This is a genomic window from Nocardia citri (assembly GCF_054065835.1).
This window is the reverse complement of record NZ_JBSUQM010000031.1, coordinates 39,051-57,496: the sequence shown is the minus strand read 5'-3', so window position 1 is coordinate 57,496 and position 18,446 is coordinate 39,051. Positions and strand designations below refer to the sequence as shown.

The following is an 18,446-nucleotide window of genomic DNA, read 5'->3' as shown; positions in this document are numbered from 1 at the left end:
TGGTCCCATGCTCATGGCAAAAACAGCTCCGACGCGGTCCCTTCCCCCTGGCAGCCGACAGCGCTCGTGTCACTGTCGGACGAGCTCACGACTGGTTGTATAACGCGCTGGCTCACTCCACCAACCTCGTCGATGCACACGCGGTTCATCGAGAGTCGGCTCACCCCAGGCTCTTTCGATAATTCGCCGGTACGAGTCGTAGGCGAGCAGCGTTGTTATCGGTACCGCGGGTCTGACTCCCGGTATGTAGTCCCCGAAATGTCCGACAGGGGGAGCCGCCCTCGCCGTAGGCTTGAAGGTCCTCGACGGTGAGGCCCAGCCGCGAGATGACGTGCAGGGCAGTGCTGATGTCATCCGACTGCGAACTCACGCGGTGGACAGTGTGCGGTCGGCCACTTCGACCCGGCGTTTCGATGCCTCTACAGTCCGTCCCGAACGCGACCGCCTGATCCACCCGCTCGACAATCCGGCCGCGCGCGTCGACAAGCCGCCGCAGCCGGGGGCTTCGCCACGCGCTGACTCGCAACCAGGTCCGCGAACTCGCACACATCACATCGACCACCGGCAACGACAGGCAACTCGACGCACTCGTCATCCGACTGCACATCGAAACCGCCTATCGCCGAGCCGGTGCCCTCCGGCTCGGCATCGACTCCTATGGTGTGACTCGCAGTGATATGTGGCGGTGTTTTCGCGCCGATAGTTGGCGCTGAAAGCATGGACCTGCCACTACCGCGCGATATGCGGCTTCAACCGGTATCGCTGATCGTATGTCGAGGGTGGTGGCCTGATCTCGATCGTCTCGCCGGTCGTGGACGGGTCATGTCGAGTGCTTCGCGGTTTCGGGCACATGCCGTGTGATGCCGAGTTGTCTGGCCACGTAGGACATAGAGACCTCGGCGCGATCGCAGAAGGCATGCACGGCCAACTCATGTGGACTGTCAAGCCCGAACACCGTCCGGAAAGTATCTACCGTCCGCCGGGGAGCATCGCGTAGCCAGGGCTTGTAGCATGACCGCGCTTCAGGGCCCGACCAGATCGAGATACCAGACATCGTGGAGGTGTCATATCCCCAACCCAGCTCAGCCATCCGGCAACGGAATTCCACAGTGCCGAGCCCCGCGCGGTCCAGATCACGAGCCCCGGAGAACAGCGTATATCCGCTGAGCGTGAACTGAATGAAACTTCCCTGCTCAATGAAACACCCCTGCTCACGATCGTGTTCACCGAGCACAACTGTCGAGTGACGCGGAAGGGTGTGCAGGACCCAGTCGAGACGGTCGGCGAACTCGTGCCAGTCGGCGCATTGGTTTGGCAGACCTCGATCCGTCGGCTGGTCGTGGGTCACCAGGTGAGTGTGAAATGTATTGGGGCCTTTGTTATCCCAGGCGCGGCATCGAAGCCGGGCAGGGTTCATACCCAGCCCGTCGCGCATGACGGCCACGACCGAGGTGGCGATGGCCGGGTCGCCGTGGAAGTAGCGCCATCCGGTCTGCCATTCCGCAGCCGCATCAGGCCAGTCCCGCGCTGGTTGAGTCCATCCCAGGTTCTCCGGCTGGGCATGAAGGACAGCGAGCGTTCGCTCGGTAACGACGGGGTGCCGGGGAACGGGAACCGTGATCGCCAGACCCTTGTCCTCGGAGGTGAAGTTGACGAAGAAACCGGTATCAGTGTCTTGCAGCTGGTAGAACGCCCACTCGTAGATGATGTCGCCATCATCGGTGGTGTCGGGTTCGAGAAAATACGGCATCTGTTCGAGGATCTCGGTCCAGTCATCGCGCACAGTGCCATCCTTGCCCAAACAACCACCACGACGACGGTGGGCACAGGCCCTCCCATCGCGCACTATCTTTGCCCCCCGGCCGCCGTGGGTGTCTCGTGAACGATCGTTACCGAATCACTGGGGTAGGTGTGCGTGCGATCTTTCGATGCGTGTCAGCGCATGCTGGGCGATATAGCTGTGAAGGCGGGCGACTGCTGGAGTGGGTCGATGGTTTCCGGAGACGAGCCCGATCGTGCGGTCACGGGGGTTGGTGAGGGCGATACGACTCAGGTCGGGATGTGGTGTTTCGGGTCCGGGGAGTAGCGCGACGCCGAGGCCGTGGGCGACGAGCGAGCGCAGGGTCTCGAATTCGGTGATCTCGAACGCGACGTTGGGTGTGAATCCGGCCTCCGCGCACCAGGAATCGAACAGCTGGCGCAAATGGTAGGTCGGGGGGTTGGCGATGAAGGTTTCGCCGGACAAGTCGGCGAGGTCGATGGTGGCGTGGGCGGCGAGGTGGTGGTGGCGCGCGACGTAGAGGTGGATGCGCTGGTGCCCCAGCACTATTGCGGGGAGGTCGGTGGGCGAGGGGATCATCACGGCGAGGTCGAGACGGCCGTCCCGGATCAACTCGGCGAGTGCTTCGCCGTGGGCCTGGACCAGGTGGAGCCGGATTCGGGGTGCGGTGGCGTGGAAGTCGGCCAGCAGCGAAGGCATACTGATGGGTCCGAGAGTGAGTGGAAACCCGAAACGGACAAATCCGCTGTCGGGGTCGGCGTTACTGCGCACCACGCTGACGGCATCGTCGAGCGAGCGCACGAGGCCCCGGGTGCGTTGGAACAGCTCGCGTCCCGCCGCAGTGAGCGCGATCCCCCGCCCCATCGGTTGGAACAGCTGTACTCCGAGGGTCTTCTCGACGGCTTTCAACCGTCGGCTCAGCGAGGACTGCGGCACTCTCAGCAGATGCGCGGCGCGTGTGATGTGTCCCTCACCGGCAGCGACATCGAATGCCGCCAGCAGGGGCACCAGCGCTTCGACCTCAGCTGACAGCGATTCATCCATAATTGCATGCTAACCGTCCAATCTTGGCTGTAGACGGATGAATCCGTCGGACGTGACGATTTCCTCGAGACCACAGCAGGGAGGCATCGACATGCAAGCAATGCACACTGCAACCACGAATCTGGTTGCATCGGAGGAGATTCTCGACGTTGTGCTGATCGGCGGCGGCATCATGTCCGCGACGCTGGGCGCGATGATCGCCAAGGTTCAACCGGACTGGAACATGGTCATGTTCGAACGCCTCGCGCAGATCGCCGCGGAGAGCTCGAATGCATGGAACAACGCGGGGACCGGACATTCGGGATTGTGCGAATTGAACTACATGCCCGACCCGGACGACCCGGCGAAGGCCGAGCAGATCGGTGGACTGTTTCACCTGTCTCGACAGTTCTGGGCCGCGCTGGTCGACGACGGCGACCTCAGCGATCCCGCAACGTTCATCAATCCCGCCCCGCATATGGACGTCGTGTTCGGCGACCGTGACGTGGCATTCCTACGCCGGCGGTTCGAGACGCTGCGGTCGCTGCCGCTGTTCTCGGCGATGCAGTACAGCGACGACCCCGAGGTGATCGCCACGTGGGCGCCGCTGCTGATGGCCGGGCGCGACCGCACTGAGCCGACGGCCGCCACCCGCTACGACTTCGGCACCGATGTCGACTTCGGTGCTCTGACAGCGGCGTTGGTCGATGTCATGGCACAGGCCGGGGCGCAGGTGAAGGTCAGACACGAGGTGACCGGGCTGCGCCGCGACTCCGACGGCGTCTGGGCGATCACAGGTCAAGACCGCACTACCCGGCGGCGGTTCACCGTTCGAGCCAGGTTCGTGTTCGTCGGTGCGGGCGGCTACGCCCTCAGACTGCTGCAGAAGGCCCGCATCCCCGAAGTCCGTGGCTATGCGGTCTTTCCCTTCGGCGCCCAATTCCTGCGGACCGACAATCCCGACGTGGTCAACCGCCATGACGCGAAGGTCTACAGCCAGGCGTCAGTCGGCGCACCGCCAATGTCGGTGCCGCACATGGACAAACGCGTGGTCGATGGTCGGCAATCGCTGTTGTTCGGTCCCTACGCCACCTTCAGCACGCGGCTGCTCAAACACGGCCGACTCACCGACCTGTTCACCACGCTGCGACTGCGAAACATCGCGGTCCTGCTCGCGGCCGGTCTCCAGAACCTGGCACTGGTCGGTTACCTGATCGGGCAACTGCTCTCCACACGCCGCCACAAATTCGCGCAACTGCAACGGTTCTACCCGGCCGCTGACCCCGCCGACTGGTACCTGGTCCAGGCCGGACAACGCGCTCAGCTGGTCAAGCCCGACCCCGATCGCGTCGGCGTCCTCACCTTCGGCACCGAACTGGTGACCGGGGCCGACGGCACGATCGCGGGACTGCTCGGCGCTTCTCCCGGTGCATCGACGGCCCCAGCGATCATGCTCGACCTTCTCACACGATGCTTCCCGCACGAGAAAACCCGGTGGGAGCCGATGTTCCACAAGATAGTGCCGGCTATGACAGCACCGGTGGGCATCGATCAGCAGCGCGTGGATGACAATCTCGCCTGGACGGGGCAAGCCCTCAGATTGGTCTAGTACCTCGAACCTGGCGCATCGGCCGGAATCCCAAATCGCTCGCTGACGCGCCACCTGCCGCTGCGATAACACCGCCATCTACCGCTGCGAGTCACACCTATGGACACAAATTCATGCGTGTTCGCCGCAGTTGCTGTGTCAGTAGACATAGACCACCGCGTTTTCCCCGCCGGTGCAGGTAACCAGTTGTCCGTCCGGGACGCAGTTCATTGTGTAGGTTCGGCCGGTGACTGGGCTGGTTGCTACTACCGAGCGGGATGAGCGGGAGACATTTGTGGCGGCGGATTCGGCGTAGGCCTTGCGCACGGCTTCCGCGAAACCGCAACTGGTGACCGCGGATCCGGTGGCCGATTGGGTGTAGCTGCCTGAAACCGGTTGGCCGGTGGTGCAATTCGTTGCGCCTGCGGGCAGGACGACCGAGGTGGGGGCGGCCTTGGTGGTCGAGATCGACGGTGGTGTGGTCGCGCCGCCGGTGGCGGCAGTCGTGGTCGGTTGCGTGCCCGCCTGAACGTTCGAGTCCCCGGATTTGCTGGAGCTGAGCACCTGCCAGCCGATGGCGCCGCCGACCGCCAGCACCACAATGACGAAGATGGTGACCATGATCGGCAACAGGCCCGTTCGATCCCGCCCATCCGGATCGGGTTGGGGCGCGTAGTAATGGTCTTCGTAGCCGGGTTCGGCATAGGGCTGCGGCGCGTATTCGGCCGGTTGGGGCGATGGCCGGTAGGGGTTGGGCGCCGCATGGGCGGGGCCGCGTGGTGGCTCGAACGGCGGTGCGTCGGAGAAGGGTTGCGGTAACGGGATGCGGCGTGTCTGCGGAGCGGGTGAATCCTGTTGCGCGCCGGACTGTTCCGGATACCGGGTTTCGGGGTAGTACGACTCGGGATACCGCCGGGTCTGCTCGGCTTGCGACGGTTTCGGAACAGCCGCGCCGGGATGCTGCTGCTGTTGCGGATACCGACCAGTGGGCAGGGCCGCCGGATCACCCGGGTGCCGCGATGACGGCAGGTGCTGCGGAAGCTCCGGCGGCGACTCCTCGTACAGATGCGCGTCCGGGAACGGTCGTACCGCCCGAGGCGTCCCGGAGGCCGGACCGGCGTGCTGCTGGGGCGGCAACGGCGTGAACTGCAGATCGGCGGCCGAGACCACTGTCGGCGCGGTCGGATGGATCACCGCGGGAATAGATCCCGTCGCCTCCGCGGGCGCTGCCGCGCTGCGGTGCACCACGGCCTGATCCGACGGCCCACGCGATGGATCGGGCGGTCGCACGATCAATGTCGGATAATTCGCGGCGGGCGCGGCGCCGAGCGCGGCTCGCGCCGCGCGCGCCAGATCGCTCGCGGTCGGGAAGCGATCGGCGGCCTCTTTGGCCATACCGCGGGCGATCACCTCGTCCAGGGATGCGGGAATTCCCGGTCGCTGCACGCTCGGTCGCGGCGGCGGCTCACTGAGATGCGACCTGATCAGCGCACTCATGCTCCCGGCCGGGAACGGTGTCGCTCCGGTGAGGCATTCGTGTAGTACACAGGCGAGTGAGTAGACATCGGCGCGACCCGTGACCGGTCCGGAATCGAATCTCTCCGGCGCCATATAGGTGTGGGAGCCGATGGCCGTACCCGCCTGGGTCATCGCGGTGTCGCCCTCGGTGTGGGCGATGCCGAAGTCGACCAGATAGGCGAAATCCGCTTCGGTGACCAGGATATTGGCCGGTTTCACATCGCGGTGCACGAGACCGTCGGTATGCGCGGCGTCCAGCGCGGCGGCGATCTGCTCGATGATGCCGATCGCGCGCTCGGCGCTCATCGGTCCCTGATCGCGCAGGATCTCGCGCAGATCGGTGCCCGGCACCAGCCGCATATCGATGAACAGCACACTGTCGATCACGCCCCAGTCGTGGATCGGGATGATGTGTGGTTCGGCCAGCCGGGCGGCCGCCTGCGATTCGCGACGGAAGCGCACTTGGTAGGCGGGATCCCTGACGAGTTCCTCTGATAGCAGTTTGACCGCGACCACGCGGTCCTTCACCGTGTCGTACGCCTCGTAGACTTCGCCCATCCCCCCTTTGCCGAGCAACGATCTGAGCTCATACGGCCCGAACCGGCTACCAACTCTCCATCCAGGTCCATCCACCCCGTCATTCCTCCACATTCCGGGCAAGATCGCCCATCACCAGCTCCGGTATGCGCGATCCGGCCGCCCGTCAACCCGTGGATTGTCCTGGTGTGACCACCCCGTGGTCAAACGCAAACACGATCGCGGCGGCCCGGTCCCGCAACTCCAGTTTGCCGAATATATGTCCGACATGGCTCTTGACGGTGACTTCCGAGATACCGAGATCACGTGCGATCTCGGCATTGACGCGCCCGCGCCCGATCAATTCGAGCACCTCGTACTCGCGCGCCGTGAGTTCGGCGAGTCGGCTGTCCTCTCGGGTGACGACGGGGCGAACCGTCCGATATGCCGAGAGCACCCGGCCGGTGACCGACGGGTCCAGCCAGGCACCGCCGACGGCGACCGTGCGGACCGCCCGGATGAGATCCTCGGCGGGTGAATCCTTCAGGATGAATCCGGCCGCCCCGGCCCGCAGCGCGCCGGAAAGCAGCTGGTCGTCGTCGAAAGTGGTGAGCACGAGCACAGGCGGCGCGTCGTCGCGCGCACGCAGCATGCGGGTCGCGTCGATGCCGCCGACGCGCTTCATGCGCAGATCCATCAGCACGACATCGGGACGGTTCGCCGCGATCGCGGCGGGCACCTCGTCGCCGTCGGCGCATTCGGTGAGTACGAAATGGTCACGGCGTCGCAGAATGCGCCGCAACCCGCCGCGGACGAGTTCCTGATCGTCGACCACCAGGACGGCGACGGATTCCTCGCCACCGGCCGCAGACCCTGCCGTCACACGCCCTCCCCCGCCACGCCGTCGCGCCGCGTATCACGCATCGCCTTCGCGGCGCCATGGATCACATCGGGCAGACCGCACGACATCGACCAGGCCCGCGCGCCACTCAATGGGAATTCGACTCGCACCGTCCAGCCGTCGTCGTGCGGGCCGGTCTCGAGGCGGCCCCCGAGCAGTTCGGCGCGCTGGCGCATACCGGACAGTCCCATCCCACCGCCCAGATCCGGGGGCAATCCCCTGGGCAGCGAATTGTTCACGATCAGCCGGGCCACCGACGAGTCCACCTCCAAGAGCACGGTCGCGGTCGCGCCGGGCGCATGTTTGATCACATTGGCCAGGGATTCCTGGCCGATCCGATAGAGCGCGAGTCCGACCGCGGCGGATACCGCGGACAGATCCTCGGTGCGGGTGTAGCGGACGTCCAATCCGGCCCCGGCGAAATCACCGACCAGATCATCGAAATCGCGGATACCCGGTTCCGGCACGAGTTTGGACGGCCGGGCATCGAGCAGGCCGATGGTGCGGCGGATATCGGCCATGGCCTGCCTGCCGAGTCGTTCGGCATCGACCAGCGCGTCTACCGCTTCGTCCACATCGCGGTCGGTCTGCAATGCGTGCCGGGCGGCGGTCAGATGCAGCAGGGTGATGCTCAGCGAATGCGCGATGACATCGTGCACCTCGCGCGCGATCCGGCTGCGCTCCGCGTCGGCGGCGCGTTCGGCCCGGATCTGCTGGCTCTGGCGTTCCTGATACAGGAATTTGCGCTGGTACTGCAACATCACGCCGACCAGCCAGCCGAGCGCGATCCCGACGATGTATGTCTGCAGGCCGGCCAGCCGCTGATCCGTCGCGCTCCACATCAGGTGACCGGCCGCGTCGAACGCCATCAACTCGGCCACCGCGACCACCGCGAACAATGCGCTGAGGCGTTTTCGCACGATGGCGGCGACCTCGCCGACCATCACGACCAGGATGAACGGGGAGAGGTCCGACGAGAGCGGCTGGGTCAGCATGATCGCCGTCGCGACCAGACTCGAGACCGCGAGCAGAATCGGGCTCGGCGCAATACCGAATAAGCAAAACAGCGGCACCGACACGAAGACCAGGACGAGCGCCAGAATCGGCAGCACAGTCGGAAAATATTCGTGGCGCTGGATGACCGCGCCGATACCGACCACGAGCAGAGCCGCATCCGCACTGATCATCACCGAGGGCGGGTAGTCGAACGGCAGCTGTTCGAGATTGCGGCGCAGGACCGCGACCGGATTGTGCACAAAGGCCATGAACCGGTCCCGGACACGCCCACGCTCGCGCAGCGGTATCGCCGGGTGGGCGTCCGCCGACGATGCGATGGCGTGGGTCACATCCATTCTGTAAGGCTAACCGCCAGGTCGAGGCTGGTGCATCGTGCTCGGAGCGGGGTGCGGCTCCTACCGGAGTAGGAGACCGATTCGCGTCCCTGGCAGGAAGACACCGCATTTTCCCGTCCGTAGCGTGAGATCCACCAAATTACGGAAGGGCATATGTCATGTCCGATCAATTAAAGCGACACAGCAGTCACAACGGCTGGGAAGATCACCACCGACGGACCGAGATCGTGCGTACCGTGCTCACCCGCGCGGCCACCGATCCGGCCAGTCCCGACCTGTTCGCGCAGATCCCGGACCTGGACCGGCTGTTCGGCGGTCCGGAGGGCCTCTTGCTCGCGTTGCGCTATCGATGGAATATCCATCTCGATGCGAAATTGGACCAGGCGCTGGTGCAGGGCCAATCCGCGGTCGAGGCCTATCTCGAACTCGCCGCCGAACAGCCGGTGCTGCGCGCCGTACTCGACGCGCAATCTCGTCGGCAAGGCCGGGCCGCCGAGGTGATGGTGCGGTAACGCGCCGGTGCGACGCTGCGGTGCGACCCAAACCGTGCCGGGCGATCGACTCGACTCACCCGCAGGACCGTCGGGTTTGTCGGCTTTGCGACTGACCGCGCCGGATGGTGGAACCAACTCGGCTGTCCGGCAGATGATTACAGCGGGGCAGCGTCCCACCACGCAGTAAGTGCGTCCTGAGCGGACGCAGTCGGGGGGACGGTTTGGACGCCTCCGGCAGTGCCGTGGTTGCTCACGTACACCAGGAAATTCGAGCGGGCGGGGTCGGATTCGAAGCTCACCACCAGTTTGGCGGTGTGGTAGAAGGGCTGGAGGGGGCCGGGTGGGTCTTCTACGACCCAGCGGTGGGTATTCACCGGGATTCCGCTTTTCTTACCAGCCGTTGCGACATTGGCGGGTAGCGCCTGGACGACGGCGCGAGCGTCGGCGACGGAGGGGTATTCGAGGATGGTATAGCTCATCTGCGTGCTGGCCTGGGTTTCACGATGGCATTCCCATGCGGTGATCCAGGGGCTGGACTTCAAGAGTTCGTCCTCGATCCTCAGCGGCTCCCCGGCTTTCGACGCCATGCAGCGCGCGTCTTGATAGGCCTCGCCGAAGTCTTCCTTGCCCTGCGGCACCAGATTCGGAAACAGCCTGCGGCTCTTGGCCAGGGCATCGGAGGGAGCGGCCGCCGCTGTGGATGTGACGGGTGGCGGCACCGCGGAATCGGGCTGGCCTGCCGAGTCCCAGCCGACGATCACGAACGTGCCCATCACGGCGATCACCGCGACCACGATGCCGACGGCGATCCAGCCGACCAGCACCGCTGTACTGCGCCCCTGGTCCGGCGTCGATTGCGAGGCAACGGCATTCGGCCCGAATAGGGGCGGCGCGGCACCGGGCGGCATCGCGGGCGTCGGCTGGCCTTGTATCGGTGGCCCCTGAGTCGGCTGGGGAATCGGTGCACCGTGCGCCGATGGGACCTGCGCCGGTTGGCCCGATACCTGCACACCCTGCGGCGCCCCCTGCATCCCCGGCGGCGGCACTGGCTGCTGCGGTGCGGCCGGATAGGCCACAGCCTGCGATGCCGGTGCACCGGGTTGGGCCGGATAACCCGCAACCTGCGGCGGTACCGGCCGCGGCTGCTGTCCCGGTGAATACGCTTGCGGCGGAGCGGCATATCCACTCGACCCGACCGTCTGCGTGGACTGCGCGAAGACAGCCAGATCCGCGGGCGCACCGAATCCCGGTGCGGGCGGCACCGATCCGACCGCCTGTCCCGGATACACCGGAGGGAAGCCGGGATTCAGCTGCACGGTGGCAACCGGTGGCGCGGTCAATGCCTTGCGGGCCGCCGCGGCGAATTCGACACATGTCGCATACCGATGCCCGGGATGTTTCGCTATCGCCTTGGCCAATACCCCGTCCAGCGCGGGATTCAGCCCCTGCCGTCGAGTCGCCAATGGTGCGGCGACATGCTGGAGATGCCCGCGGATGATGTCGTTCGGATCGGGCGCGTCGAACGGCGCCATGCCTGTGAACAGCCAGTACAGCGCGCACGCCAGCGAATACTGATCGGTGCGATTGTCCAGCTTGGCGCCGGTCATCTGCTCTGGCGAGGCATAGGACAGGGTCGCGCTGAACATCCCGGTCTGGGTCAGATGGGTGGAGTCCTCGCGCAGCCGGGCGATGCCGAAGTCGGTCAGGAAGACCCGCTCGCCCTGACCGCCACTGGAGCGCGCGAGCAGGAAGTTGGCGGGCTTCACATCTCGATGCAGCACGCCCATGCCGTGCGCGTAATCCAGTGCCGCCGCGACACCCTCGATGATCTGCACGGCCCGCTCCGGCGGCAGCGTCATCGGGTCGACGGTCGCCGCGTCGACGCCGTCGATGTACTGCATGGAAATCCAGAGCTGATTGTCCTCGGAGCCGCGGTCGTAGACGGCGACGATATTCGGATGGTCCAGATGCGCGGCCAGATCGGCCTCGCGCTCGAACCGCGCACGCACTTCGGCGTCGGTGAACAGCTCCCGGTTCAGCAGCTTCAGCGCCGTCTGCTTGCCGAGGCGGGGGTGTCTGGCCAGATACACCGATCCCATACCCCCCTGGCCGAGCAGCCGCTCCACGGTGAACCCGGCGAACACCTCACCGCTGTTCAGCAACGCGACCCCCTTCAGGTGACTGCGGCCCTCGGACATCGGTCATCCGAGCGGGTAAACAGAGTTGTGAGCCTACCGGGTAGCCCATTGTCCACGCTGTTTCGAATTCTCCGGGAAAATCGGCGAAACTATCAGCAGGGCGTCAGCACCTGGTCAGCTCCTGGCATGATCCGGTGCTGACGGCGCGACGTCCGGTCACCGACCGGGCGGGTGTGACGAAGATGTTTTTCGCGCCGCCGATGGGACAACGGGTGTCAGGTTGTGGTGGTGGAGAGAACACGGCGGTGAGGTCTACAAGAACGATGGTGAATTATCGGGTGGCGCTGCGCGGCGCAGCACTTACGGTTTTGGTCACTCTCACCTCCTGCTCGCTCTTACCAAGCACCCACCACACCCCTGCCGAACCGACGCTACCCGTCGAACGGCCCGGATCATGGCATCCCGGCTGGTCGATCTCGCGGCCCGATTCGCTGGCCGCCGATTTCACCCAACTGCAGCCGAATCTGTCCGGACAAGTCGGGATGGCCGTCATGCCGGTCGGCGGCGGCCGGATGACCATCTTCGGCGACTGGACCAGTGGCATCGCCTGGTCCACCATCAAGGTGCCGCTGGCCATCGCGGCACTGCGGCACGACCCGACCGGTGTCGGTATCGCCGAAGACGCGCGCGAGGCGATCACGGTGTCGGATAACGATGCGGCCGAAGCACTCTGGCAGTCGCTCGGTGACGGTGAAGCGGCCGCGCGGGCTGTTCAGGAGGTCCTCGACGAGGCCGGTGACGCGCTGACCAATGTGTACGGACCCAAGACCAGCATGGACTACATCGCCTTCGGCGCGACCGAATGGACGCTGGCCAATCAGGTGCGCTTCGCCTCGCAGTTACCGTGCCTGCCCGAGTCCGGCACCGTGGTCGAGTTGATGGAGCAGATCACGCCGGAACAGCGCTGGGGTCTGGGCAATATCGAGGGCACCGAATTCAAGGGCGGCTGGGGCCCCGACGACGAGACCGGTGTCTACACGGTCCGCCAGTTCGGCATCGTGCCAACCCGATCCGGCGGTGTCGCGGTCGCGCTTGCGGCACAAGCGGATTCGGGCACATTCGAGGATTCGACCGCCCTGCTCGACCGGCTGGCCCGGCTGCTGTCGCGACACCTCGACGATCTCAACGGCGGGAAGTGCCCGCAGCAGCCGCGCTAACCCGGGGTGACCAGACCGGATTCGTAGGCGAGCACCACCGCCTGTGCGCGATCGCGCAGATTCAGCTTCGAAAATACCTTGGACACATGGGTTTTCACGGTCTGCTCGGCGACGAACAACGCGGTGGCGATCTCGGTGTTGGACATGCCCTTGGCGATCAACTCCAGTACCTCGCGTTCGCGCGGAGTCAGTGCGGCCAGCGCCGGTGTCGGTTTGAGGCGGCTCGCGGTGCGGCGACGGGTGACATCGGCGATCAGGCGACGGGTGACCGTCGGGGCGAGCAGTGCCTGGCCATCGGCGACGACCCGCACCGCGCGTACCAGTTCCTCGGCGGGCGCGTCCTTGAGCAGGAATCCGCTGGCACCGATGCTCAGTGCCTCGTAGACGTAATCGTCGATATCGAAGGTGGTCAGCATGAGCACCCGCACCGGCGGATCGAAGCCGGCGGCGATAATGGCGCGCGCGGCGTCGAGTCCATTCATCTCCGGCATCCGCACATCCATCAGCACCACATCCGGGCGCAGCCGCTTGGCCTCGGCGACGGCGACCTTTCCGTCCGGTGCGTCACCGACCACGCTGATATCGGATTGGGCGGCGAGCAGGGCGCCGAAACCCTGACGCACCATGGCCTGGTCGTCGGCGATCAGAACAGTAATTGCCAGCTCATCCGCCTCTCCGCGTATTCAGGCCATACCAGTCAGGCACGTCATCAGTAGCGTTCAGGTCCTACGTCAGGTGCGTTTCCAGCTATGGACGTACCCGGCGAGTTACCCATGTGCTGACGAAATCAGTTGCCCGGTAGGCAAATAGTCACAATACAGACACTCGCGCAGATGTCGGCACTCCACCGTGTCCTGTTGGTCATACGTCGTCACCAGTACCGATTGCTGCGGTTTTCGCCTGACCGAGTCCCGGTTCCGCGGTCGAAGCGATCGGCAGTCGGGCCACGACCTCGAACCCACCGTCAGCACGGGGACCCGCCGACACCTCCCCATCGACCGCCAGTGCGCGCGCCCGCATGCCTGCCAGACCATGACCGCCGTTGGCGACCGGACGACCAACGGTGGCGCCGACGGTATTGATTACGCTGAGATGCAGTGCGTCGCTGCCGATCACGATCGATACCCGCACCGGCGCATCCGGGGCATGCCGGGAGGCATTGGACAGCGACTCCTGGACGATCCGGTACAGCGCGAGACCGACCGAATCCGGGACCGGATCCAGCAGTCCCTCGACGGTCCAGTCGATGCGCACCCCGGCGCGGCGGGCGCTCTCGAACAGGCCGAGCACATCGGCGGCCTTCGGTTGCGGTGCGTGTTCGGGCAGTTGGCCATCGCTGCGCAGGACGCCGAGCATGCCGCGGATCTCGTTCAATGCATCGCGGGCGGTCGCGCCGATGGATTCGAATTCCGCGCGGGCGGCCGCAGTCACGCCCTCGACCCGATACGGCGCGGTCTGGGCCTGCACCACCACGAGGGACATGTGGTGGGCGACGACATCGTGCAGGTCACGGGCAATGCGGGCCTTCTCCTCCAGAATCGCGCGCCGCGCCCGCTCCAGTTCGTTCTCCTCCTCCTGGGCCAGCAACTGTTTGCGCGACTGCACCAGCCAGCGCAGCAGCATCGCGAACAGTACGACGGCGGCGAAGGCGATGGGCCAGGCCCACGCGGCGCCGGAGATACCGCCGTCGCTGGTCATCGTGGTGGCCAGCAGCAGCGAGGTCGCACCCCAGGCAACCGCGACGATCGGGACCGCCGCGCGCAGCGCCACCGCGAACAGCAGCGCGAACAGGCACAGGATGTGCACGACCTGGATCGGGATCTCATTGTTCGGCTGATTCGGGATGGCCAGGGCGATGAGCAGGGCCGAGCCCGCGGATATCGCCCAGCCCAGCGCCGGGTTCAGCCGGATCAACAGGATCGGGAACGCGGCGAGCGCGGCGATGAACGGCTGCACCGCGACCGGCACGTCGTGGGTGAGGTGCAGTGTCGGCCACGCGACGGCGTAGAAGATCACCGCGAGCAGCACGGTGCACGCGTCGAACCACATCCGCGCGTTCATCGTCTTGATCCAGCTGCGCCGTTTTTCCCGCATGGCTACGACAGTAGGAAGCCGGGCGGTCGGAGTCCTCATACCCACGGGTGAATTCCGCTGCAGTACCGGAGTGGGAGGACTCGGGCGCGCTCCCCCGGTGGCACGGGCCGGGAAACCGCGCTGCGGCGTGAGGTGGCGCAGTGGAGTGGATTCCTAGCGTCGAGCACCATGAGCACACCGACCATCGCCCCGGGCGCCCGAACCCGATCCATCGCAGGACGCAATGCCGCATCGACCGCGGCAGCGCTGACCACCATGGCGGCCACCATCATGCTGGCGCCCGCGGCGCATGCCGCAATCGAGCCGCTGGTCGAGAATGCTTCGGCCGGCGCCGCGGTGGTCGAGCTGACCTCGGGTGGGCCCGCGTCGGCCGCCGTGATGCCCGCTGATTTCGCAGAGCGGTTCGGTTATCGGCCCGATATTGTCGACGGGCTGTTGGTCAATCCCAACGGAGATTGTTCGTCGCCGGTGACATTGCCCCGTGAATTCGAAACCGCTTGTAAGGCACACGATTTGGGCTACGATTTGCTGCGCTATGCGAACGCGCAGGGTCAGCCGCTCAGCGGGTGGGCCAGGCAAGCGCTGGATGCGACGCTGGCCGAGCATATGCACGAGGCGTGCGCGGGGCGCGCGGACGGGTTATCGCGGGCTCGGTGCAATGCGATCGCGAGCATTGCGGATACGTTCGTCGATCTGAATTCGCGGCGGCAAGACTATGGGGTGCCGGTTGTCGAATCGATGCTCGGGGCAGCAGGTTCCGCGGGTGGCGGTTGGCGGGGGTGGGTCTTCGGTGGCGGTGTGGCCGGGCTAGGGGTCGCCGGGGTCCTGCTGTCCATCAGGCGGCTTGTTGGGCAGGATCGACGACGTTCTCGGTCGAGCGGAGTTTCGAATCGTATCGACGCTCTGGTTGGTCGGGCATGAGTGCGTCGACCAAGGGCAGGCCGGTATCGACCCGGGACGATTCGGGAACATCGTCCAACATCTCCTCTGATCGAGACACCACCAGCAGATTTCACCGCGCTGTGCATCCACGGATCGGTACGACGCTCGGCTTCGGCCTCGGCACTCTGATATCCCTCGCTCCCGGGCTGCTTCCGCGCACACCGGGTGCCCAGGCCATGTTGACCGGGTTGCTTGTCGCCGTTGCGCTGGCGGTTGCGGGAATTCTTCGATTTGCGATGCGGCGCTGGGATTTCGATATCAACCGACGGTTGGATCAGTTCCGGGTACCGTTGCTCGGTCTGACTGTGATCATGGTCCTCGGCATGCTCACCCAAGCAAATCACTGGCAGAACCGGCTGCGTACGGCGATGGGAACGGCGCTGATCGGCCCGGACTATTGGCTGCGCTGGGCGTTGATATCTCTGGCGATCGTCGGTGTACTCGCCGGAATCGTCCGCGCGACCGGGTGGTTCGCGCGGAAGTTGGGCTCGGCGCGCGGCGTTGCGGTGGGTATCGCGGCGGCGTCGATGCTCTCCCTCGTCGGGATACCGACGGCAGTCGACTGGCGACGCAGTACTTATGCGGCCGCCAATGCGAGGGTCGATCCCGAACTGGTGCAGCCGGTTTCGTACAGCGGGTCCGGCAGCGCCGACTCCGCCATCAGCTGGCTGTCACTGGGTGCGCAGGGGCGCAGGTTCGTCACCGGCCGCCCCGCCGGACCGATTCGGGTGTACGTCGGACTCGATTCCGCGCCCGACCTCGATTCCCGTGTGGCCCTCGCCATTCGAGAACTGGAGCGGTCCGGCGGATTCGAGCGGTCGAATATCGTGCTCGCAGTACCGACCGGGTCGGGATGGATCGACGCGAATGCGGTTGGCGGCTTCCACGAACGCTTCGGCGATGATGTCGCCCTGGTCGGGATGCAGTACTCCTACGCGCCCAGCTGGGTGACGTTCGTCTTCGGACGCGACGATGCGGTCGCCTCTGCACGGGCGCTGTTCGATGCCGTGGAGCGGCGCATCGGCATGCTCGACCACAAGCCCGAGCTCTACGTCTACGGGCAGAGCCTCGGCGCGCTCGGCGGCAGCTCGATATTCGCCGACGATGCCGACCAGGACCGGCGGACCTGTGCGACGCTCTGGGCGGGTCCGCCCGCCGGTCAGGTACATCGGGCGGGCGCGACGGTGCTTGCCAACAGCTCGGATCCGGTGGTGCACTGGTCGCCGTCGCTGCTGTGGCGCGCACCCGAAATCCGCGACGTACGGGTGGATGCCCCTGTGCCGCAATGGCTTCCGGTTGTCAGCTTCCTGCAGACCAGTGCCGACCTGCTCGCCGCGCTGACTGCGCCGCCGGGCCACGGCCACCGCTACGGTACCGATCAAGGCACCGCCATGGGTACCTGCTGATCCGCGACTTTGCCGCCGGGATGCTTGATCTGATATAGAACATGTTCTAGTTTGCTAACCATGCCCTTTGTCATCGATGCCGCTGTCGAGATCGACGCCCCCGCCGAACTGGTGTGGCGGGTGATCACCGACCTCCCCCGCTACGGGGAATGGAACCCCTTCTGCATCGACTGCCGCAGCACCCTCGTCCCCGGCGAACCGATCGATATGCTGGTCGCACTCTCCGGCTCCAGGCCGCGCCGCCAGCGCGAATGGATGGTCTCGCACACTCCGGGCACGGAGCTCAGCTACTCGATGGAGCCGATCCCCCTCGGCACCCTGCACAGCCTGCGCTCACACCGAGTCACCCCCCTCGACCCCGACCGCACCCGCTACGAATCCCACTTCGAACTCGGCGGCTGGTTGCACCCACTGGTCGTAGCGGTTATCGGCAACAACCTTCAGCGCGGATTCGCGGGTATGACCGAAGGCATCCAAAAGCAAGCCGAATCCCTGCACGCCCACTGACCACCGCACACCAGACCCACCACGTGTCCCGGCCAATCCGCAGCGAGGCTTGGGGCTTCCACGCTGGTCACCGCACCCCTTCCCCAAAGATCTCCGGAACTCCGCACATCACGAGGCCTTCTCACAAGGCCAGGTGCCCAAATCTGATCGCCACCAGATTCGTTACCAGGACGGCGACGAATACGACCGCGGCCGCTCGGTAGCCCATGGCCCACAGTCCGACCGCGGCGCTGCCGAAAACCACGACCTTGGTGACGACCGCGAGCAGCGGGATGCCGAACGTCGCATTCGGCGCCGCGAACAGGCCCCAGGCCAGCGCCGCGAGCAGTGCCACGCCCACCGCCAACACGATCTTGACCGGAGTCGCGGTGGCTGTCTTCCAGCCCCACAGCCCCAGCGCCCCGAGTGCGACCAACTCCATCCCGAATGCCAGCGTCAGGTTGGCCCATTTCCAGACTTCCTGCATGTCCGTGCTCCCATGAGTATCGAGAGCTTCGCTCTCTAATGAGAGCAGTGTGCACGGTTGGCTCGGCTTCGTCAAATTGCTGTCCGGCACAGCAGTGGGCGTCGAGCCGACGGCGCCAACCGCGGCCTGGGACAGGCGTTCACGCTCGCCGCGCCGGCCTGCGGCGAGCGCGTTGTCACGGCCGCTCGCTACCCGCAATAGCTGGCCGATGTCGGCGAGGACCGATTGACGGTGCTGCCCTTGGATGTTCGCGACCGCGCGATCGCCACGGCGCACGAGGCATGCGCGATCGCAGGCGGCATCGAGGTGATCGTGCACAATGCCGGATACGGTTCGGTCGACGCGCTCGGCAGGCTGCCGCTGTTCGGCAGGTGCAACGCGAGCAATCCGGTGCGCACCGAATGCTCGCGATGGCATTGGATCTGCGGCGCCAGTACCTCGGTGATCCGAAGTTCAGCCGGCCCGCAGAGAAATGTCCTGAGCGCCCGTTCCCTTCGAATTCAC

Annotated in this window: 15 protein-coding genes; 6 read left to right on the top strand and 9 right to left on the bottom strand. The window is 65.7% G+C overall.

Annotated elements, in window-relative coordinates:
* Window positions 1-820: 820 nt before the first annotated feature.
* Both ACW2Q0_RS27865 and ACW2Q0_RS27860 read right to left on the bottom strand, forming a co-directional pair.
* Window positions 821-1,783 (bottom strand): TY-Chap domain-containing protein, encoded by a 963-nt coding sequence (locus ACW2Q0_RS27865; protein WP_457193890.1) that lies wholly within the window; start codon window positions 1,781-1,783, stop codon window positions 821-823.
* Window positions 1,784-1,897: 114 nt separating this feature from the next.
* Window positions 1,898-2,824, bottom strand: a complete 927-nt coding sequence (locus ACW2Q0_RS27860; protein ID WP_457193889.1) for a LysR substrate-binding domain-containing protein — start codon at window positions 2,822-2,824, stop codon at window positions 1,898-1,900.
* A 100-nt stretch (window positions 2,825-2,924) separates the two neighbouring features.
* On the opposite strand from ACW2Q0_RS27860, the gene mqo reads away from it, so the two are divergent.
* Window positions 2,925-4,412, top strand: coding sequence for a malate dehydrogenase (quinone) (gene mqo / locus ACW2Q0_RS27855; protein ID WP_457193888.1), 1,488 nt, complete (start codon window positions 2,925-2,927; stop codon window positions 4,410-4,412).
* Between the two features lie 138 nt (window positions 4,413-4,550).
* Here mqo and ACW2Q0_RS27850 read toward each other — a convergent pair whose 3' ends face one another.
* The 3 genes from ACW2Q0_RS27850 to ACW2Q0_RS27840 are packed head-to-tail and all read right to left on the bottom strand — an operon-like array spanning window position 4,551 to window position 8,678.
* Window positions 4,551-6,560 (bottom strand): protein kinase domain-containing protein, encoded by a 2,010-nt coding sequence (locus ACW2Q0_RS27850; RefSeq protein ID WP_457193887.1) that lies wholly within the window; start codon window positions 6,558-6,560, stop codon window positions 4,551-4,553.
* A 52-nt stretch (window positions 6,561-6,612) separates the two neighbouring features.
* Entirely contained in the window at window positions 6,613-7,308 is a 696-nt protein-coding gene (locus ACW2Q0_RS27845) for a response regulator (RefSeq protein ID WP_457193886.1), read from the bottom strand.
* Window positions 7,305-8,678 (bottom strand): sensor histidine kinase, encoded by a 1,374-nt coding sequence (locus ACW2Q0_RS27840; RefSeq protein WP_457193885.1) that lies wholly within the window; start codon window positions 8,676-8,678, stop codon window positions 7,305-7,307. The genes ACW2Q0_RS27845 and ACW2Q0_RS27840 overlap by 4 nt, the downstream gene beginning before the upstream one ends.
* A 158-nt stretch (window positions 8,679-8,836) precedes the next feature.
* Here ACW2Q0_RS27840 and ACW2Q0_RS27835 point away from each other — a divergent pair, with 158 nt between their 5' ends.
* Entirely contained in the window at window positions 8,837-9,190 is a 354-nt protein-coding gene (locus tag ACW2Q0_RS27835; RefSeq protein ID WP_457193884.1) for a hypothetical protein, read from the top strand.
* Window positions 9,191-9,327: 137 nt separating this feature from the next.
* Here the strand turns inward: ACW2Q0_RS27835 and ACW2Q0_RS27830 are convergent, their stop codons facing one another.
* A complete protein-coding gene (locus ACW2Q0_RS27830; protein WP_457193883.1) occupies window positions 9,328-11,370 on the bottom strand; it encodes a protein kinase domain-containing protein in 2,043 nt (680 codons plus the stop codon).
* A gap of 263 nt (window positions 11,371-11,633) precedes the next feature.
* Here ACW2Q0_RS27830 and ACW2Q0_RS27825 point away from each other — a divergent pair, with 263 nt between their 5' ends.
* Window positions 11,634-12,527: a hypothetical protein gene (locus ACW2Q0_RS27825; protein ID WP_457193882.1), complete on the top strand. Its 894-nt coding sequence runs from the start codon at window positions 11,634-11,636 to the stop codon at window positions 12,525-12,527.
* On the opposite strand, the gene ACW2Q0_RS27820 is transcribed toward ACW2Q0_RS27825, so the two are convergent.
* Together ACW2Q0_RS27820 and ACW2Q0_RS27815 are read right to left on the bottom strand one after the other, a co-directional pair.
* Window positions 12,524-13,189, bottom strand: coding sequence for a response regulator (locus ACW2Q0_RS27820; RefSeq protein ID WP_457193891.1), 666 nt, complete (start codon window positions 13,187-13,189; stop codon window positions 12,524-12,526). The two genes, ACW2Q0_RS27825 and ACW2Q0_RS27820, sit on opposite strands and share 4 nt — an antisense overlap.
* Window positions 13,190-13,388: 199 nt before the next feature.
* On the bottom strand, window positions 13,389-14,621 hold the full coding sequence (locus ACW2Q0_RS27815; protein ID WP_457193881.1) for a sensor histidine kinase: 1,233 nt from the start codon (window positions 14,619-14,621) through the stop codon (window positions 13,389-13,391).
* A gap of 168 nt (window positions 14,622-14,789) precedes the next feature.
* Between ACW2Q0_RS27815 and ACW2Q0_RS27810 the strand changes: the two genes are divergently transcribed.
* From ACW2Q0_RS27810 to ACW2Q0_RS27800, 3 genes are read left to right on the top strand one after another with little or no spacing between them, the layout of a single operon-like run.
* Window positions 14,790-15,542, top strand: coding sequence for a hypothetical protein (locus ACW2Q0_RS27810; protein ID WP_457193880.1), 753 nt, complete (start codon window positions 14,790-14,792; stop codon window positions 15,540-15,542).
* On the top strand, window positions 15,539-16,969 hold the full coding sequence (locus tag ACW2Q0_RS27805) for an alpha/beta-hydrolase family protein (RefSeq protein ID WP_457193879.1): 1,431 nt from the start codon (window positions 15,539-15,541) through the stop codon (window positions 16,967-16,969). Before ACW2Q0_RS27810 ends, ACW2Q0_RS27805 begins: the two co-directional genes overlap by 4 nt.
* A 60-nt stretch (window positions 16,970-17,029) precedes the next feature.
* A complete protein-coding gene (locus tag ACW2Q0_RS27800) occupies window positions 17,030-17,476 on the top strand; it encodes an SRPBCC family protein (protein ID WP_457193878.1) in 447 nt (148 codons plus the stop codon).
* Between the two features lie 121 nt (window positions 17,477-17,597).
* On the opposite strand, the gene ACW2Q0_RS27795 is transcribed toward ACW2Q0_RS27800, so the two are convergent.
* A complete protein-coding gene (locus ACW2Q0_RS27795; RefSeq protein ID WP_457193877.1) occupies window positions 17,598-17,942 on the bottom strand; it encodes a DUF2568 domain-containing protein in 345 nt (114 codons plus the stop codon).
* Window positions 17,943-18,446: the final 504 nt, after the last annotated feature.

What these genes read in the sequence shown, in the direction of transcription:
- ACW2Q0_RS27805 (WP_457193879.1), top strand. Translation starts at nt 15,539, where the DNA reads ATGAGTGCGTCGACCAAGGGCAGGCCGGTATCGACCCGGGACGATTCG.
- ACW2Q0_RS27810 (WP_457193880.1), top strand. Translation starts at nt 14,790, where the DNA reads ATGAGCACACCGACCATCGCCCCGGGCGCCCGAACCCGATCCATCGCA.
- ACW2Q0_RS27800 (WP_457193878.1), top strand. Translation starts at nt 17,030, where the DNA reads ATGCCCTTTGTCATCGATGCCGCTGTCGAGATCGACGCCCCCGCCGAA.
- ACW2Q0_RS27835 (WP_457193884.1), top strand. Translation starts at nt 8,837, where the DNA reads ATGTCCGATCAATTAAAGCGACACAGCAGTCACAACGGCTGGGAAGAT.
- ACW2Q0_RS27850 (WP_457193887.1), bottom strand. Translation starts at nt 6,560, where the DNA reads ATGTGGAGGAATGACGGGGTGGATGGACCTGGATGGAGAGTTGGTAGC.
- mqo (WP_457193888.1), top strand. Translation starts at nt 2,925, where the DNA reads ATGCACACTGCAACCACGAATCTGGTTGCATCGGAGGAGATTCTCGAC.
- ACW2Q0_RS27825 (WP_457193882.1), top strand. Translation starts at nt 11,634, where the DNA reads ATGGTGAATTATCGGGTGGCGCTGCGCGGCGCAGCACTTACGGTTTTG.
- ACW2Q0_RS27860 (WP_457193889.1), bottom strand. Translation starts at nt 2,824, where the DNA reads ATGGATGAATCGCTGTCAGCTGAGGTCGAAGCGCTGGTGCCCCTGCTG.
- ACW2Q0_RS27795 (WP_457193877.1), bottom strand. Translation starts at nt 17,942, where the DNA reads ATGCAGGAAGTCTGGAAATGGGCCAACCTGACGCTGGCATTCGGGATG.
- ACW2Q0_RS27840 (WP_457193885.1), bottom strand. Translation starts at nt 8,678, where the DNA reads ATGGATGTGACCCACGCCATCGCATCGTCGGCGGACGCCCACCCGGCG.
- ACW2Q0_RS27830 (WP_457193883.1), bottom strand. Translation starts at nt 11,370, where the DNA reads ATGTCCGAGGGCCGCAGTCACCTGAAGGGGGTCGCGTTGCTGAACAGC.
- ACW2Q0_RS27815 (WP_457193881.1), bottom strand. Translation starts at nt 14,621, where the DNA reads ATGCGGGAAAAACGGCGCAGCTGGATCAAGACGATGAACGCGCGGATG.